Annotated in this window: 14 protein-coding genes; 8 read left to right on the top strand and 6 right to left on the bottom strand. The window is 45.3% G+C overall.

Annotated features, from left to right (window positions below; all coding sequences use genetic code 11):
- Positions 1-173: 173 nt before the first annotated feature.
- Both gatA and QZW47_RS24065 read left to right on the top strand, forming a co-directional pair.
- Positions 174-1,634, top strand: a complete 1,461-nt coding sequence (gatA, locus tag QZW47_RS24070; protein ID WP_293132663.1) for an Asp-tRNA(Asn)/Glu-tRNA(Gln) amidotransferase subunit GatA — start codon at positions 174-176, stop codon at positions 1,632-1,634.
- Between the two features lie 122 nt (positions 1,635-1,756).
- A complete protein-coding gene (locus QZW47_RS24065; protein WP_293132660.1) occupies positions 1,757-2,842 on the top strand; it encodes an alpha/beta fold hydrolase in 1,086 nt (361 codons plus the stop codon).
- 173 nt (positions 2,843-3,015) lie between these two features.
- Here the strand turns inward: QZW47_RS24065 and QZW47_RS24060 are convergent, their stop codons facing one another.
- A complete protein-coding gene (locus QZW47_RS24060) occupies positions 3,016-3,759 on the bottom strand; it encodes a pentapeptide repeat-containing protein (RefSeq protein WP_293132657.1) in 744 nt (247 codons plus the stop codon).
- 710 nt (positions 3,760-4,469) lie between these two features.
- On the opposite strand from QZW47_RS24060, the gene QZW47_RS24055 reads away from it, so the two are divergent.
- The 3 genes from QZW47_RS24055 to QZW47_RS24045 all read left to right on the top strand — a co-directional run bounded on the left by QZW47_RS24055 (position 4,470) and on the right by QZW47_RS24045 (position 8,175).
- Entirely contained in the window at positions 4,470-5,123 is a 654-nt protein-coding gene (locus tag QZW47_RS24055) for an ATP-binding protein (RefSeq protein ID WP_293132654.1), read from the top strand.
- 295 nt (positions 5,124-5,418) lie between these two features.
- Positions 5,419-5,757, top strand: a complete 339-nt coding sequence (locus QZW47_RS24050) for a DUF3593 domain-containing protein (RefSeq protein WP_293132651.1) — start codon at positions 5,419-5,421, stop codon at positions 5,755-5,757.
- A 366-nt stretch (positions 5,758-6,123) separates the two neighbouring features.
- Positions 6,124-8,175: a serine/threonine-protein kinase gene (locus QZW47_RS24045; protein WP_293132648.1), complete on the top strand. Its 2,052-nt coding sequence runs from the start codon at positions 6,124-6,126 to the stop codon at positions 8,173-8,175.
- Here QZW47_RS24045 and QZW47_RS24040 read toward each other — a convergent pair.
- The 4 genes from QZW47_RS24040 to QZW47_RS24025 form a co-directional block, all read right to left on the bottom strand.
- Entirely contained in the window at positions 8,152-9,810 is a 1,659-nt protein-coding gene (locus QZW47_RS24040; protein ID WP_293132645.1) for an OB-fold nucleic acid binding domain-containing protein, read from the bottom strand. The two genes, QZW47_RS24045 and QZW47_RS24040, sit on opposite strands and share 24 nt — an antisense overlap.
- Before the next feature lie 209 nt (positions 9,811-10,019).
- Positions 10,020-12,683 carry a DNA polymerase III subunit alpha gene (locus tag QZW47_RS24035; protein WP_293132642.1) on the bottom strand — a complete coding sequence of 888 codons (2,664 nt, stop codon included), beginning with the start codon at positions 12,681-12,683 and terminating at the stop codon, positions 10,020-10,022.
- A gap of 189 nt (positions 12,684-12,872) precedes the next feature.
- Positions 12,873-13,292 carry a lysozyme inhibitor LprI family protein gene (locus tag QZW47_RS24030; protein ID WP_293132641.1) on the bottom strand — a complete coding sequence of 140 codons (420 nt, stop codon included), beginning with the start codon at positions 13,290-13,292 and terminating at the stop codon, positions 12,873-12,875.
- Between the two features lie 16 nt (positions 13,293-13,308).
- Positions 13,309-13,623: a DUF2499 domain-containing protein gene (locus QZW47_RS24025; RefSeq protein WP_293132639.1), complete on the bottom strand. Its 315-nt coding sequence runs from the start codon at positions 13,621-13,623 to the stop codon at positions 13,309-13,311.
- Between the two features lie 330 nt (positions 13,624-13,953).
- Between QZW47_RS24025 and csaB the strand changes: the two genes are divergently transcribed.
- From csaB to trmB, 3 genes are all read left to right on the top strand, one after another.
- On the top strand, positions 13,954-15,000 hold the full coding sequence (csaB, locus tag QZW47_RS24020) for a polysaccharide pyruvyl transferase CsaB (protein WP_293132636.1): 1,047 nt from the start codon (positions 13,954-13,956) through the stop codon (positions 14,998-15,000).
- 74 nt (positions 15,001-15,074) lie between these two features.
- On the top strand, positions 15,075-15,785 hold the full coding sequence (locus QZW47_RS24015; RefSeq protein ID WP_293132633.1) for a Uma2 family endonuclease: 711 nt from the start codon (positions 15,075-15,077) through the stop codon (positions 15,783-15,785).
- Between the two features lie 236 nt (positions 15,786-16,021).
- The gene (trmB, locus tag QZW47_RS24010) at positions 16,022-16,654 is read left to right on the top strand and encodes a tRNA (guanosine(46)-N7)-methyltransferase TrmB (protein WP_293132630.1); all 633 of its coding nucleotides are present in this window, start codon (positions 16,022-16,024) and stop codon (positions 16,652-16,654) included.
- Positions 16,655-17,152: 498 nt separating this feature from the next.
- Here the strand turns inward: trmB and QZW47_RS24005 are convergent, their stop codons facing one another.
- On the bottom strand, positions 17,153-18,343 hold the full coding sequence (locus QZW47_RS24005; protein ID WP_293132627.1) for a lipase family protein: 1,191 nt from the start codon (positions 18,341-18,343) through the stop codon (positions 17,153-17,155).
- Positions 18,344-18,414: the final 71 nt, after the last annotated feature.

Here is an 18,414-nt window from a genome sequence, read left to right as displayed (position 1 = left end):
TTTGGGGATAATTCCGGATGAAATTTTCTTCTTGGGGATCGTTGGGGCAAATACCTAGCTTTTTTGACCGCAGATGCAGGGAGATAGATGCAGTTAAAGAAGCGCTGTAAGTGGGTACAATTGCCAGCTATATTGGCTAAGTGGCTGAAAGTAGAATTGATAAAGGTACGAGCATGGCATCCATCCGCGAGTTGCACCGACAACTGGTCAATAAAGAACGCTCTGCTGTGGAAATTACGCAAGAAGCATTAGACCGAATTACCCAGCTAGAGCCGAAATTGAAAAGCTTTCTGTGCGTGACAGCAGACAGTGCATTGGCGCAGGCCCATAAAGTCGATGCCCAAATCGCAGCAGGCGAGAAAATTGGACTGTTGGCGGGCATCCCGATCGCCGTTAAAGACAATATGTGCACCGAGGGCATTCCCACAACCTGTGGATCTCGGATTTTGGAAAATTTTGTGCCTCCCTACGATGCAACCGTCGTCTCCAAACTCAAAGCAGCCGGTGCCGTCATTCTGGGCAAGGCAAATATGGACGAGTTTGCCATGGGGAGTTCGACGGAAACATCTGCCTATCAAGTTACTGCGAATCCTTGGGACTTGGAGCGCGTGCCCGGAGGTTCTTCTGGCGGTTCTGCCGCAGCGGTGGCTGGCGGAGAATGCGTCGTGAGTTTGGGATCGGATACTGGAGGCTCGATCCGTCAACCTGCTGCTTTTTGCGGTTTGGTGGGGCTAAAACCGACCTATGGGTTGGTTTCTCGTTACGGTTTGGTGGCCTACGCTTCTTCTCTCGATCAAATCGGGCCCTTTGGCCGGACTGTTGAGGATACGGCGATTTTGTTGGGGGCCGTGGCTGGTTATGACAGTAGAGATTCCACGAGTCTCAATGTCCCAATTCCTGACTACGCCCAAGCTTTGAGACCCAGTTTGCGACCGAAGGGTCAGATTAGAATTGGTGTAATTAAAGAAACTTTTGGGGTAGGGCTGGACTCGTCGGTGAAAGATGCTGTAACTAAGGCGATCGAGCAATTTCAACAATTGGGCGCCGAAATTCAAGTGGTTTCTTGTCCCCGGTTCCGCTACGGTTTGCCCACTTACTACATTATTGCTCCCTCGGAAGCTTCGGCTAATTTGGCGAGATATGATGGAGTTAAGTACGGTTTCCGATCGCCCGATCCCGACAATCTTTTGGATATGTACGCCAAAACTCGGGCTCAAGGGTTCGGTGCAGAAGTTAAACGCCGAATTGCGATCGGCACTTACGTGTTGTCCGCTGGATATTACGACGCCTATTATCTCAAAGCTCAAAAAGTTCGGACTTTAATTAAAGAAGACTTTGAAAAAGCTTTTTCTCAAGTTGATGTTTTGGTTTGTCCCACAGCTCCGACTACGGCTTTTAAGGCAGGGGAAAAATTCAACGACCCCTTGAGTATGTATTTGTCAGATTTGATGACTATTCCGGTGAATCTTGCTGGTTTGCCAGCTTTGAGTTTGCCCTGCGGATTTGATGACAAAGGACTGCCGGTGGGGATACAATTGATTGGTAATCTGTTGCAAGAATCTCGGCTGTTTCAAGTGGCTCATGCTTACGAACAATCCACGAATTGGCACTTGCGTCACCCGGAATTAAATTAATTTTGGGAATTCGGCGGAACGCTGCTGCGGAAGTTAGTAATCGATCGAAAGCTAATAGTTTAAATTAATCATTTGCCATTAGCTTTTGACCGATTTCTAATTTCCCGCGTGTCCTATTTTCTATGAACAACCTGCTGGTATTTCTTGTTTCTAAATTGCCGATCATTTTGGGGATAGTTGTGGCGGGCGCTTATGCTGCTGCTTGTCTATTTCTATTGGTAGCGCAAGGTAAGTTTATCTTTTCTCCGGCGCGGGCGATCGCCACAACCCCAGATAATTTTCAGTTGAAATATCAAGATGTTTGGCTGCCAATTCCAGCGAAAACAGGGACGGTGGAAACCGTGCATGGGTGGTGGATTCCGGCTTCGGAAAACCCTCGTAAGCAGAGGGGGGGAGCAAGAGGGGCAGTTCCGGTTTCTCCATCGGAAACCCCCCCCAGCCACCCTTCGTTAAGGGGGGGAGCAAGAGGGGCAGTTCCGGTTTCTCCATCGGAAACCCCCCCTTTGTTAAGGGGGGGAGCAAGAGGGGCAGTTCCGGTTTCTCCATCGGAAACCCCCCCCAACCCCCCCTTGTTAAGGGGGGGAGCAAGAGGGGGAGTAGTTTTGTACCTGCACGGTAATGGTTCAAATGTGGGTGCAAATGTCGAACACGCTAATCGATTTCATCGGTTGGGTTTGTCGGTATTTCTGATCGATTATCGTGGTTACGGCAAAAGTCAGGGCGATTTTCCGAGCGAATCTCGGGTGTATGAGGATGCTCAACAGGCTTGGGATTATTTGGTGAAACAGCGGGGGATTAACCCACATCAAATTTATATCTACGGTCATTCTTTGGGAGGGGCGGTGGCGATCGATCTGGCGGTGCGTCACCCGGAGGCTGCGGGGTTAATTGTGGAGGGTTCTTTTACTTCGGTGCGGGCGATGGTAGATTTTCAAAAGCCGATGTTTGCGCTGTTTCCCATAGATTTATTGCTGAGACAGCGGTTTGATTCTCTTTCCAAAGTCGATCGGCTGAAAATACCCGTCCTGTTCATTCACGGGACTGCTGACAGTGTAGTTCCAGCCCAAATGAGCCAAAAACTGTTTGATGCAGCACCTGAGCCCAAACAGCTTTACATGGTTCCAGAAGGAGGGCACAATAATGCGGCACAAATCGGCGGCGCAGAATATCTGCACAGAGTGAAGGAATTTTTAGATGGCTCAAAGTAGGTAACAGTTATTGTAGGGTGCCTCATATTGCGTCCTCTCGATTGACCTTAACAAAAACTGTTCGTAGTGTGGACTTTAGTCAGCAAAATACTGCGGACTAAAGTCCACACTACGAACCTGTGCGGAGGCGAGTGCGATCGTCACGAAACAGAAAGTTATCGCGATGATACTGCTTAATTAAACATTAAAATATTCAACCACCAGTCATTGATGGGACGGCAGTAATTGCAGTAATTGTTCGAGCTAATCGCTTGTTGTGGGTTTAATTGGCAGCCTCTCCGAGATATTTTGCGGTTCGGCATCCGGGCGCCGCAGAAATTAGCATCTGTCAGATTAGCTTTGTTCAATCTCGCATCGCTCAAGTCTGCACCGCTGAGATTGGCACCGCTGAGATTGGCACCGCTGAAATCAGCTTCTTTGAGGTCTGCACCGCTGAGATTGGCACCGCTAAAATCGGCATTTCTCAAATCAGTGCGACTGAGTTTAGCGGCGCTCAAATTAGTGCATTTTAAGTTAGCTAACTGTAGGGATGCGTCTCGGAGAGAACTCTCGCTGAGGTTGGCATTTTCTAAGTTAGCTCCCCTGATGTCGGCCCTGCTCATGTCGGCTTTGCTGAGGTCGGCGTCGGCCAAAAAGGCGTTTCTCATGTTGGCGTTGTTTAAATTGGCTTCCATTAAGTCAGCCGCAGTCAAGTCGGCATCCACTAAGTCAGCCCTGCTGAGAGTGGCGCGGCTCAAGGAAGCGCCAAACAAATCTGCACGGCTCAAGGAAGCGCCAAATAAGTCGCATCCTGGACATCCTCTGGTTGCTAGCAGCCGCTTGACTAAAGACAGATTTTGGGCTTGTAAGGGAACGGCTGCCCAAAACGGCAGTAGCAGTATCGCTGCTGCGACAATTGTCTTTTTAATTTTCGTCATAAGCTGTTGCGGATTTAAATTGGATATTTCAATTACCTGTTCCCAAAGAGTCAAATTCTTGGCTTCTCCCCTTTTCCCCCTCGAACATAACAGACTCTGTGGATGCGAGCCAAGCTTTGTCTGGAGAAGTCATTTAACTCAGTTCGATCGTATAGTTTTCTGCTGGAATGACGCGTGCGGCGCTAAAAAACGGGTTTGAGCGTGAATTTTTCGCTGTCAAAGCCCATATTCTTAGCAGAAACTGGCTTGTTTGCCCAATTCCTCGTCTAATCGATTGGTCTTACGTGACGGTGTAAGCTTCGCTGGGACGATCGCTCGCGGATATTACTTACGCCTTTAGATTGATAGCGACTACATAAAGGCTTGGTTTGGGCGGCTGCGAACAACCGTTCGCAGCCGCTGAAAGTATTGTTTGTTGTCGCTTGCGACGGCTGAGCTAAGTAGTCAGATCCGCCAGCACCTAAGTATTTGTGCTCGATCGACCTGGCTGGTGCCGCTCGGGGCGATCGCTCTCGGTGCGGGCGATCGGTAAATAAGCCAATTGGCTTAGACTCTTAAGACATATTGCTGATGCGGTATCCTCGCTAAAAAAGATAGGATTCTTGGGTAATCGCCGAAATAATACTGAGCAAGCAAGTATAAAAAACTACAAGGTGTCTCGGCGGGTGTGAACATTGGGTACAACTAATACTTTTAGGAGACTAAAATAAATGTCGAACAGCATAGATCAACTGGCAGAAGGCGGCAGAGGCATCAAACTCATGTGGCAGATTGCAGACGAGCTAGGTTACACCCGCAATGTTGACGGTCGAAATTGTTTGTTTCTGAGCAAAAGGTACGAAGTAGAAAATAGCAACAAATCGCCAAATATAAAAAAGGCTAGCGCTTTAGATGGGTTAATGAATTTGTTCAAGAGGTGGGATTGGCAAGATGACATTGAGCAGGAAGAAGAACTGAATGAAAGTTCTGTTAAAAACATCAGCCTGCAAGTCAACACAGATATAAATGCTGTAAGTAAAGTTTTGGACTGGTTTGAGCAGTTGCAAGATTTATCTCTCCCCTCTGAGGTTTGGTTCCAGTTTCAGTTAGCTTTAGTGGAAGGTTTCACGAATGCTGTTCGCCACGCTCACAAAAATCTGCCAGTAGAAACTCCTATTAAACTAGAAATTACGGTATTGAACGGACTATTGGAACTCAAGATTTGGGATTGCGGCCCGCGTTTTGATTTAGAGGCTAAGCTCCAACAAATAATCGCAGTTGATAGAAAACCCTGCTTGGAGTTAGAGATTTTGAGCGAGCCTTGCTTGATGCCTTCGAGCAGAAATAAAAATTTGGAAAGGTCTCATTTTCTAATCGCTGGGTAGGTGGGTTGAGGAAAAATTAACAGACAGGCAAGGTTGAAAATGTGTTATGGTAACAACGGTGTTAGGGTAAGGGTTATGGGTTTTGTCTGCGCGTGGGTCAAAGGTTGTGAATACTGGCGACCTGCTGCGGTTTAGGTTGAGAGCTACGGGCTTGGGTGAGTCGGTAGCGGTTCGAGAAAAATGGGTTAATTTGTCGAATTAAACGCGATCGACTCAAAATAGAAAGTTAAAAATTATTCACACTAATTTTTTAGTTGGTAATTTATCATAGTATCTGGTCATTCACCAATTACTAATGATTTCCAAAGAAAGTTTATTTGTTATGTCTCTATTTCCCTACTTGGGTTTTCTCTGGTTTTTGACGAAATCTGGAAAAACACCTCGTTTAGCTTTGATGGGATTTTACGGGACTCTGGTTTTTGTGGCTGTGACTATTCCCGCCGCAATTTACGCAAAAGTTGCCTACAATGAGTCGCTAGCAAATGTCGATTGGCTGCACGGTTCTGCGGAACTATTCTTGACACTTGCCAATATTTTAGTAGTTTTAGGCTTTCGGGAAGCGGTGATTAAAGCTAAAGCATCCTCACAGCATGAGGGCGAAAAGCAAGAGTGTGTTGTCAACGGGGGAAAATAGCCGCCCTTAACAGTTTAGTTTTGTTCGCCTGCGGGGTCAAAAACCCGGTTTCTGCCTTAACGTCCATCCCTCACAATTTGTGATTTTGCGTAGAAACCGGGTTTTTATGGTCAAGCGCCTCCTACAGTTAACTGTTGACATAGCAGTTGCCGATCGGCTTCCCCTGCAAAATTTTACGAAAGCATTAGAATATATGGAAACTCACCTCAAGCACTTTTAGCCCCGGGCTTACCTGAGATCCGAGATTTTGGGTGGATAAACGCGGTTTCTCAGGTACGATCGAGAATGCTGCTCTCGGGGTGAGTGGAAATCGACTACCATGTTGCTAAGTTTAGCTGTGGTGGGAATCTCCAGGCAGGAACAAAGATGAGCTATTGCCTCAATCCCCATTGTCAGAAACCGCAGAATCCTGACTCAACCAAATTTTGTCTTGCCTGCGGCTCAAAATTGCTGCTAAAAGAGCGTTACCGCGCCCTTCAACCTATCGGTGAAGGAACATTTGGCAGAACTTTTTTAGCTGTCGATGAAGATAGGCTGAAAACTCGCTGCGCCATCAAACAATTTTTTCCTCACGTTCAAGAAAAGGCAGAATTAGAAAAAGCAACTGCACTGTTTAAACAAGAAGCTCACCGCCTTTACGAACTCGGAGAACACCCGCAGATTCCAAGTTTGCTGGCTTCTTTTGAGCAAGCACAACAACTGTATCTTGTGGAAGAGTTGATCGAAGGAAAGAATTTGTTTCAGGAGTTGCAGCAGCGGGGAGCTTTTAGCGAGGAGCAGATTTGGGAATTGTTGATTAATTTGTTGCCTGTTTTGCAATTTGTTCACGAGCAGCAGGTGATTCATCGCGATATTAAGCCGGAAAATATTTTGCGGAGAAATGCCCAAATTCTCTCGACGGCGGCGGGATATCCCAGCTCGACTGGTGGTAATGGAAAAAAAGGGATAATTCCGGCGGCATCTCCGGCTGTACAGGGTGCGGCGAGGGGGGGTCAGTTTGTGCTGGTAGATTTTGGAGTGGCAAAGCAGATTAACGCCATTTCTGAGGCAAAAACTGGTACGATAACGGGAACTGCTGGCTATGCGCCGATCGAACAAATCCGCAGCGGCAAGGCCTATCCGGCGAGCGACCTTTACAGTTTGGGCGTTACGTGCATTCATTTGCTGACAGGGGCGGTGCTGAATGATTTGTTCGATGCTTTGGAATGCAAATGGATTTGGCGATCGCACTTAGCGCAAAAAGGCATCAAAACCAGCCAAAAATTAACAACTATTTTAAATAAATTGCTCAAAGATTCAGTAAGAGAGCGATATCAATCCGCGGCCGAAGTGCTGCAAGACTTGATAAATTTTGGGCAATATCCGCGATCGCAAATTGCTTATAACTACCGCCCCAAAATAGCTATTAATTCGGCAACAACGAACTCACAGCCCCATACAGCAACTGCCGTCTTTACCCCGCCGCCCCAAAAAAATCAGGTTCCGCCATCCGCCAGCAACCCGCAATTATTGTCTCATAACTGGCAGTGCGATCGCATTCTTCGCGGTCATGCAGACTCGGTTAATGCTGTGGTTATTAGCCCTCAAGGCAATATCCTCGCTAGCGCCAGCGACGATAAAACAATTAAACTGTGGAACCTGCAAACAGGGGAATTAATCCATACTTTTTTCGGTCATTCTGCAACGGTTGATGCTGTGGCGATTAGCCCCGACGGCAGAATGCTGGTGAGCGGCAGTTTTGACCGCAAAGTGATTGAGTGGAAGCTGGATAAAAAGGCGATGATTCGCGAGTTTTACAGCGATTATGGTTCACCGTACAGTCACCGGTACGGCTCCGTGTATTCGGTGGCTTTTAGCTGCGATGGAGGAACAATTGCGAGTGCTAGCGGCGACAAGAGTATTAAATTGTGGAACCAGCGCAACGGAGCTTTGGTGCAAAAACTTTCTGGCCATTCTGACAAAGTTTTATCTGTGAGTTTCCGGCCTCAAAGTATGATGATGGCTAGCGGGAGTGCTGACCAAACAATCAAGGTTTGGCGTGTAGGTATTGCGGAGAGTGTGCGGACTTTTGTCGGTCATTCTGATTGGGTTTATGCGATCGCCTTCAGTCAAGATGGTAAGATGATTGTGAGCGGTAGTGCCGACGGTACGGTTAAATTGTGGAATGTCGATACAGGGGAATTGATTAATACTTTGAGCGGTCATTCTGACGCGGTGATTTCGGTGGCTATTAGTCCCGATCGCGAAACTATGGCTAGTGGCAGTCGAGATGGTACTGTTAAACTGTGGAACTTGCACACAGGAGTATGTTTGTCGAGTCTGGTTGGGTGCAATCCGGTGGCTTTTAGTGCTGACGGTCAAACTTTAGTCACCGGTGGAGATAGGGGCGAGGTGTTAGTTTGGCGGGCGTCGGTTTAGTTGGGCGAGATAGCCCAGATACTGGGAAATGCGATCGATATCTGCGTCAAGTAAACGATTGGCCCAAGAATGTATGTTAAGTTGCGATCGAACTTCTCGAAACACCGCAGCATCCCCGCGATTGTCGAGAGGAAAAACCCCAGCATCAAATCCCGCCGACTTGAGACGGCTAACAGCACCTTCCCCATCTTGTAGCCACAATTTAGGGTTAATCCGAAGCGGCTGACAGGAATATTCACCGACAACGATTCCGCCGACAGAAACGCTAGCATCCTCTCCGCGATTGGAAAGTTCTTGCAAAATAGCTTTCAAGGAATTAAGATTTTTGGCATCTTGTACTTGCTGCGGTGTAAACTTGACAATCACCATTTCTAGAACTTCCACTGGTTTTGTAACTCGTGGAAAGTTGACAGGTTGCGCCGCCCAAGAATTTTGCGTTTCCGGTAGAGGCGCCCAAGAATTTTGTGTTTCCGGTGGAGGCGCCCAAGAATTTTGTATTTCCGATTCGGCTACCTCAATTTCCTCTGCAATCTGTGCTGTATCTACAGGCTTTGCAGTGTCTACAATTATCTGAATTTCCTCGCCATCTTTCTCGACTTTTCCCGTAATCAGCAATACAGCATTATCTATAATATGCGGTTTTAATTGTTCGTAAGCCTTGGGAAACACCACAGCTTTGATTTGATGTGTCAAATCTTCTAATTGCAAAATTGCCATCGCATCGCCTTTCTTTGTCACCACCATTTTGATAGCATTAATCATGACAATCACCGAGACTTTCCCCTTTTTGTCTGCTAACTCTCCGAGAGTCACAACATCTGGATCTTGGTTAAATTGCAGCAGAACTTTTAGGGGATGATCTGATACATAGAAGCCCAGCAATTCTTTTTCTAAACGCAATTTTTCCTGTGGTTCAAAATCTTTCACAGTCTTTGATTTGGGTGCAGAATCATAGGTACTTGTGGACTTAACGAAGCTATTGGCACCTAACAAGTCAAACAGATTACCTTGACCGCTTTCCCGATCTTTTTTGCGATCGCCGGCCCATTTCATCACGCCTTCGAGGTCGTTGACTAATTGTTGGCGGTTCTGGTCGATTTTGTCAAAAGCACCGCACTGAATCAAGGCTTCTAGGGCGCGGCGGTTGACAGAATGTAGATTTACGCGATCGCACAAATCAGCCAGCGACTTAAACTTACCCCCTTCCTGGCGCGCCGCTAAAATAGTTTCAATTGCTATTTCCCCGACATTTTTCACCGCCGAAACCCCAAACAAAATCTTATCTTTTACTGCTCCCGTCATCTGTTTCGGAAGCGGTGAAAAAGTAAGTTCAGAACTATTAACATCCGGCGGCTCAACTTCAATACCCAGCTTAATACAATTAGCGATATATCTCTGTACTTTATCCTGATCGCCCCTGTTAGCCGTCAACAGTGCAGCCATGTATTCCACAGGAAAATTCGCCTTTAAATAAGCAGTTTGATAAGTGATATAGGCATAGGCCATTGAATGGGATTTATTAAAGCAATTAGATGCCACCAGACTATTTTCTAGTGTAAAATTATGATCTCGTTCAACCCCAATATCATATACTTCTTGAGTTCCTAGCGATTTTCGACTAATAATTTTAACCATGTTTTTTAGTTGACAGTTGACAGTTGACAGTTGACAGTTATTGTAGGGTGCGTCAGGTCAGAATATGACGACCACAAACTAATGATTTTTTCCTGACGCACATTACAACCTAATGTTAGTATTCGTAGGGTGCGTCGCCATGAGATTATTTATCTTTATTTAGGAATTTTTGATGGCGACGCACCTACAAACTACTGACATTATATATTTTATATATCTGAGCTAGCATTGATTTGTTTTAATTCTAATCCTTTTTCAAAGATTTCGTCAATGGGGAGCATTTGACCGTCAGCAGTCATAAACTTGTGATCTTTTGTGGCGCGAATTATGGAGTCATCTTCCAGAGAATACTCAAATACCTCCTGCTGACCTCGGCGATGCCACTGTACAATTGGCTGTGTATAAATATAGCCATTATTATCAACACTATAAACCGTACATTGAATTTCTTCCTCAACGATTTTGCCAATAGCCATCAGCCCATACTCCACAGTCAATATCTGCGTGTCATAGCTCAAGCAATATTCAGCGAATTGTAGCATTTGCCCGAACAACTCTTCGGCAATTCTTTGAGTAACACCATTCTTAGTTGCACCATCGATAAAACTTTCCTTTTGCTTCTGCATTTCATCAGCTTTCTTCTTACCCATTGCGCGACGCAGCAAGTCAGCTTGACCTAAAGAATAGCCCGCCAAATCTTGAGCCATCCGCATAATTTGCTCTTGAAAACAAAGCGTTCCATAGGTCTCTTTTAAAATTGGTTCTAACAGGGGATGGTCATATTTAACCACCTCTCTACCGTGTTTGCGATCGATAAATTGTGGAATCAAACCAGCGTCCAGCGGGCCGGGACGATAAAGCGCCAGAATAGAAGAAATATCATCCAGACAGGAAGGTTTAATTTTTTTTACTACATCCAGCATCCCAGAAGATTCTAGCTGAAAAATACCTTCCAAATCTCCTTTTTCTAATAGTTGATAAGTTTTTGCTACATCACCGGGCAACTTGTTGTTCCTAGTAAATGTCTGTTGAGCTCTGCGTTCTATATCAGAAGGTAAGGCTTCGGCATCGATAGTTATATCTTGCGTTTGCTTAACATATTCGACTGTTTTTTGGAGAGTTGTTAAATTTTTAAGTCCCAGAAAATCCATTTTCAGCAATCCCAAAAATTCCAAGTCTTCCATGAAATATTGGGTGATTACAGCACCTTCATTATTCTTTTGCAATGGTACAATTTCATCAAGGGGTTGGGAAGAAATGACCACACCGGCCGCGTGAACCCCATAAGTTTTGTTAGTTCCTTCAATGCGAATTGCCATGTCAATCCACTGACGAACTGGGACTTCTGTGCCTGTTTCGGCATTTATGCAAATTGTATTTTCGTAGTTGTCTTTAAATTCCTGTGCAGGTGTTGCATCGGAAATCATCACTTTGAGTTTTTCCGGTTTTCCCCGCGACACTGGAATTAATTTTGCCATTTCGTCTGCTTTTTTGTAGGGAATGCCTAAAACTCTGGCAACATCTTTCAAGACAGCTTTTGAGGTCATTCTGTTGAAAGTAATAATTTGCGCTACTCGCTCGACACCATACTTTTGAGTAACGTATTTAATCATGTCATCCCGTCTTTCGATGCAGAAATCGCTATCGATATCTGGCATAGATTTGCGTTCGGGATTGAGAAATCTCTCGAATAGCAATCCGTGGTGTACTGGGTCTATGTTGGTAATCTTGAGGACGTAAGCAACTAAAGAACCTGCCGCAGAACCACGTCCTGGCCCGACGGGAATATTGTTGTCTCTAGCATATTTCATGTAGTCCCAAACTACTAAAAAATATTCAGAAAAACCCATCTGCTGAATCATTTTTAGCTCATACTCTAGTCTTTGTTTGTAGACTGGGGGAATTTCGTTTCTGGTGCGGGTTTTGAGGCGATCTAATAGTCCTATCCAAGATATTTCTTCTACATAGGTATCGGCGGTATGTTCTGGGGGAATGGGAATTGTGGGAATCCGCGCTTCTCCTGTTAACTCGTATCTTGATACTTTGTTTGCTACTTCTAGGGTAGTTTCGATCGCCTCTTTGATGGTTTCGTCGTCTAAATGGTCGCGAAACAGTTGCGCCATCTCGTCAGCAGACTTCAGATATTCAGTACCGCTGTAGCGCATCCGCTTTTCTTCTTCAATCTGTTTGTTGGTGTTGATACACAGCAAAGCGTCGTGGGCTTCTACGTCGTTGCAGGAAATATAGTGAGAATCGTTGGTAGCAATTATTTTAATGTTAAATTCGCGGGCAATTTTGACGATTTCAACATTCACCATCCGGTCTTCTTGGGAACCGTGGTCTTGAATTTCTATATAGTAGTCATCGCCAAATACTTCTTTATACCATTGGGCGACTTCGCGGGCAACATCTAGCTTGTTTTGCAGAATCATTTGGGGAACTTCGCCACCCAAACAAGCGCTGGTAACAATAAGACCTTCGGAGTATTGTTTTAGCAGGTCTTTGTTGATGCAAGGACGGGCAAAAATACCTTTTTCGGGCATTCCCTTGAGGTGGGAAATTGTGGTGAGTTTGACGAGGTTTTTATAGCCTTGGGTGTTTTTGGCTAAAACAACTTGGTGGTATTTTTTTTTACCTCGAACTTTGACTTCGATGTCGCCGTTAATGACGTACATTTCATTGCCAATTATGGGCTTAATATTTTTATTTCGGCAAACTTTGATTAGTTCGATCGCCCCATACATCACTCCGTGGTCTGTAAGGGCGATCGCGGGCATCCCCAATTCCACTGCTCGTTCGGCGAGCTGCTGTAGCTGAGACGCCCCGTCCAGCAGGCTGTAATCGCTGTGAATGTGCAAACCAACGAAGGACATGGCGATTTAAAATATAAGATTTGAGACTTTAGATTCTACACCATTAGCCTAGGGAAAGATCAAATAAAAAAACAAAGCTTCATATCACTTTTGATGTGATTTGGCCTGGGGGGTTTGACACCATAATACATCAGTTTGCTGTGCTATTGATGATTTAATGGTAAATTGTTGTCGATCGCGATCGGACATTTACAAACTTGCTTGTTCCAAATAACCCTCCAAATCTTTAACGCGATCTTGTGTGACTTTTGCTTTGCAAGAAACGTAAATAGGAGCAGCCAAAGTACCGCCTTCAAAGTTCCCTGCTGAATAATCACAAGTTTCATCTCTAAATTTTACCCAAGTACGCTGTGCCGCCGTCAATCTCTGCTTTTGTTTGCTGTTGATTTTTGGCAGAAGTTGCTGATATAATTGATTGAGCTTTGTGTCTGCTGCTTTGAACTCTTGACTAGAACATATATTCATGTCAACCGTGGTTTGAGGACTTTTGCAGTTAGGCTGTTGGGCGATTTCCACTCGGTTGTTGTTGGCTTGGCCGGGAACCAAAAATCCCGCAGTTAAAACAAGTAAAATTGCCGTCAATGTTCCCCAAATTCTGCGATTTTTCACTGATATTATCCCTGATTTAATCTTTAATGTTCTCTGTTGCTTGAGCCGATCGCCAAATCCACCAAGCCGCCGCCCACAGAGTAAAATTACCGATGACAGTCATCGCTGCTTGCAGCGTCACAATCCATTCTAGGGCTGGGGAGTTGTCGAAAAAGTGCCACGTACAGGCGCACATAGCGCTGACGAGGGCGGGCAGCATTCCGAAAGAAAGGGCCCACCAAGCTCGGTTTTGAGTGACTTCGCCGTAAGTCCAAATTAACCAAATGGCGGCCATCCACTCGACGACGCTAGAGACGTGAATAATCCAGGTGGGAATTGACAAAGCGTGCATTTTTTGTATTGTGAAGGAAGATGTGTGGCAGTTGACAGTTGACAGTTGGCAGTTGACAGTTGACAGTTAGCAGTTGACAGTTGGCAGTTAGCAGTTAGCAGTTGACAGTTAGCAGTTGACAGTTAGCAGTTGACAGTTAGCAGTTAGCAGTTGACAGTTAGCAGTTGACAGTTACACTGTTTATGGTAGCAGATTTGCGACTCTATTTATGAGGTTATTTGTGTAAATAGCTATCGGGCGGTTGCTATATTTTGTTGTTTTAAAAATCTTTTTTTGTAACAATAATTAGGTATTGTAATAGTTATATTCGATTCCCAACAAAGAGTAGAAATGCGAGCAATTTTGTGCGGCTATTACGGTAAAGGCAACGGCGGCGACGAGGCGCTGTTGGCTTCGCTACTGCAAATGTTACCAGATGGCGTGACGCCGATCGTCCTATCTGGCAATCCTGTCGAGACAAATCAGCGGTACGGAGTAGCTGCGCGCGATCGCATGAGTGCGTTTCAAGTTCTCGAAGCACTCCGCACCTCCGACGCGCTAATCTGGGGTGGCGGCAGCTTAATCCAAGACGCTACCAGCCTTGCGAGTCCTTTCTATTATGGCGGTTTGATGGGATTAGCGCAGCGGATGGGCTTAAAAACTGTCGCCTGGGCCCAGGGAATTGGCCCTTTGAAGCGGGAAATGACTCGCAAATTATCTCAGCGCTGTTTTGCTGGATGCACCGCCGTCAGCGTGCGGGATAAAGGCTCAGCTACCCTACTTGCAGATTGGCAAATTCCGTTTACTTTAGCACCCGATCCCGTTTGGGCTTTAGAAAATTCCCCCGTCTCCGGTTTGTGGGATTTGCCGGCGCCGAGAGTTGCAGTTTGTTTGCGATCGCACTCTACACTAACACCCGCCCGTTTGTCAATCCTAACTCAAGCTTTAGTTGACTTTCAAAAAGCCACTCGCACCTTAATTTTGCTGCTACCTTTCCAAGCTTCTCACGACTTAGAAATTGCCAAACATTTACACGAAGCACTCCCGAAAAGAAGTCGCATCCTCAGTTTAGACGATCCGAGGAAGTTGAAAGGCGTGTTCCGGGGAGTCGAAATGGCGATCGGGATGCGTTACCATAGTTTAATTATGGCAGCCTCCGAAGAATGTCGCTGCTTTGCCCTCAGCTACGATCCCAAAGTTAGTCAATTGATGGACGAGTTAGAGATGCCGGGATACTTATTATCAGAATTGCCCGAAGATCCCTATTTAATCAGCAAAACCTGGATCGAACACTACGCCAATGGTGCCGGATTATCGCCAGAAAGGATAAAATTCATTGTAGGGCGATCGCTCTTTCATAAAGAAGTCTTACAAGCCGCACTCCAGCAGTCTCCGTAAACAGTTGACAGTTGACCTGTAGGCAGTTGTGATTGCAGGGATACTGAAGCTATTTTTTTTTAAGGTAAAATACCATGACAGTCAGTACAGCCGACTTAAAAATTACCTGGGAAAAATTGCCAGACGATTTCATTTTAGACGAGGAACCAGTGGAAAACATCGACCAACCCCTGCTTGCAGCAGCCTTGCGCGAAATCCTAGAAATTGCGGGGCTAATCTTACAGGGAATCTTAGTTGCTTCAAATATGGGTGTGTGCGCGACAGTAGAGGGCAAGCTAGTTGTTAAAGCACCAGATTGGTTTTATGCGCGGAATGTACAACCGCTTCCCGCCCCAGAAATTCGTCGCAGTTACACGCCAAACTTAGAAGGAGAAATTCCCGATATCGCCGTGGAGTTTCTATCAGCTACACCCGGAGATGAATATTCAATTAAACCAACTTTTCCGCCTGGTAAATGGTATGTTTATGAGCAAATACTGCGAGTACCACTCTATGCTATATTTGCGCCGTCGGCAGGATTGCTAGAAGTGTATCGGTTGAATTCATCAGGAAGATATGAAGTACAGCCACCCGATACAAATAATCGTTATTGGATTGCAGGAGTGGGCTTATTTATAGGCGTTTGGCACGGAACAAAAGCCGAAAGAACGGGATATTGGTTGCGCTGGTGGGATGAAAGCGGACAAATGTTATTGTGGGGAGCAGAGATGGTGGAAAGGGAAAGACAACGAGCCGATCGACTATCGGCACAATTAAGAGCAGCAGGCATTGAACCAGAAGCTTGATACAATAATTAGAAATGAAAAATCATAACACAGCGATTTTTCATTTCTAAATTCATCTGCGTTCATCCGCGTTAATCTGCGAGAACTTACCCCGGAGGAGTAAGAAACCGGGTTTTTTAGGAGAATCATTCCCACTCACCCGCAGATTAGGTAAAAACCCGGTTTCTTTGGTATGAGCGCGTAAGTCATGTGTGCCTCGATCAGCGGTTAAACATTACATTCAGGAGATATCAAAATTGGCAAGAGTTAGAGTTCGGGAACACGTAAATCCCTTATCGATGAGATATCAAACATCCGCCAGTCCCCCAGATTGGAGTAAAATATATAGCGACTTAAATTTGCCACTGCATTTAGATATCGGCTGCGCCAGAGGACGGTTTTTGTGGCAAATGGCGCAAGTACAAACTGATTGGAATTTTCTCGGATTAGAAATTCGCGAACCTCTGGTAGACGAGGCGAATCTTTGGCGCGACGAAAAAGGCTTGACAAATTTGCACTATTTGTTTTGCAATGCGAATAGTTCCCTGAAACCAATTTTAGAAACTCTTCCCGCTGGTACTTTACAGCGAGTCAGCATTCAATTTCCCGATCCGTGGTTCAAGAAAAAGCACCACAAGCGGCGCGTGGTACAACAGGAATTAGTCGGCGAGTTGGCGACTTATCTGGCTATTGGCGGTGAAGTGTTTATTCAATCGGATATTGAGGAAGTAGAAGTCGAAATGTGCGATCGCTTTTCATCTCATCCTAGCTTTAAACGCACAAATAACGGCGAATGGTTAGCAGAAAATCCTATGCCCGTAGCCACTGAAAGAGAAATTGCGACTCTCAAACGCGGGGAAGCAGTTTATCGCGCATTGTTTCACAAATAAAGCTCGCCTAATAGAATTCGGGGAGTTTACGCGCGCACAAATAAAGCCCGCCGAATATAATTCCGATGCTCCACAAAGAAATAAAGCCCGCCGAATATAATTCAATACGGTTCACTTAAAGTTTTTTTGTCATTGCGAGCGTACCCGCGAAGCAATCGCAGTGTTTATTTTTCACATGATTTTATAGACTGAACAGTCTTAAGTAAACCGTATTGGAATATAATTCGGGGCTACACAAACAATGTCCGCCTACGCGGACTGAATATCAGAGGATTAATTGTGCTCATTTTGTGTAAGATATAATATCAAATTTGTTAAAAATTACGTTTGATACTATTTTGATACTATTTGGTTAGATTTGTATTTATCTCTTTTCTTGAGTCCGCGGAGGCGGACATTGTTTGTGTAGGCGCGAATTCTATTCGCCCGGACTATTCGCTTTGTTTGTGTAGGCGCGAATTCTATTCGCCCGGACTATTCTCGGAATTGTTATTTCCACTATTTTAAACCGGAATTTGGGGAGGTTCGCGGTTTGTTCGTTTCGACTTGTTTGTCGATCGCACTTCTGTAGGTATCCACCACGTGATTCGGCATCATATCCCCATTTTGCGCCAAAAAAGCCCACTCCTCACCCACGTGGACATATTCAGTCTTAAAGAACACCGTAAAAGGCACCAGCGTAATAGCATCCGCCAAATTTACCACGCGATAGCTGTTCGGTATAACTCGGTTGTGCTCCCTCGCAAACACCGGATCGCCCACCCTCGGACTGGCATAAGTATACAACTGCACCTGCTTTTTCAACCGAGGAATATTCACCGCAATGTCGATCGCAGCCAAAGTTGCGATCGCAGCGCCCAAACTGTGCCCCGATACATAGCAAGGAACCGACGGATTCAGCTTTTTGGCAATTTCCAGCGTTTGAGCGGCAATATTGCTGTAAATAGTTGAAAAACCCGGATGAATTGTACCGTAGGACTTACTAAAAACCTTACTTTCTTTTGTAGCGTAGACAGCATTGATATTGAGTACCCATTCGATAGTTCTTTGCGTGCCGCGAAAGACAATAATATTGTGTTTTTTTGAGCCGAGTACAAAACCAAAATAAACCGGAATTCTCCGCTTAATTCTAACTACTTCTTTAGCCGTATTTCTAATGAAATCTTGAGCAGTATCTGCATTTTCTCCGATTGGATCTGGTGCGGTATTCGGAGATGCCACAGGCTGAATAACATCTATCTCAACTTCTTCGGAAATATTGGCTTCTTCTCCTTTAATAGCAGCAACGAAAGTGTAATTGTTTAACTTAGCAGTGTAAGCTGGCAAGGATTTGATATTACCATCATAGTTAGGTTCTAACTTACCTTTGAGGTACTGCTGTGTTGCCAATTTGCTGCACAGAATGAGCAGTTTAGAAATCTCGCGATTGTAGGGAATTGGCGGCGGAGACAGCTTGACAGATGCTTGGATTTGCCGGGATTCATTGATTTTTTTGGCATCCGCTTCTAAGCTTTTCAAGAAAATTCTATTGGCTTCTCTGTCGTTGAGTAAAGCTAAGGCTTGTTTCTGGCGATCGCTTTGTGCTTTCCGTCGCAAATATTCAGGTATTGCTGTAGCTGCTGAGGCGGCGGCTAATCCTGCAAGTAACAGTTGTCGGCGGGTGATTTTTGGTGCAATATATTTAGTCATAAACTCAGTCTCAATATCAATACTAAAGAAACCAGGTTTTTCACCTAATCTGCTGGCTGCAATCCAGGATT

The organism is Microcoleus sp. bin38.metabat.b11b12b14.051, from assembly GCF_013299165.1.
Classification (GTDB): domain Bacteria; phylum Cyanobacteriota; class Cyanobacteriia; order Cyanobacteriales; family Microcoleaceae; genus Microcoleus.
The sequence above is the reverse complement of the archived record's forward strand: the minus strand, read 5'-3'. Positions and strand labels throughout refer to the sequence as shown.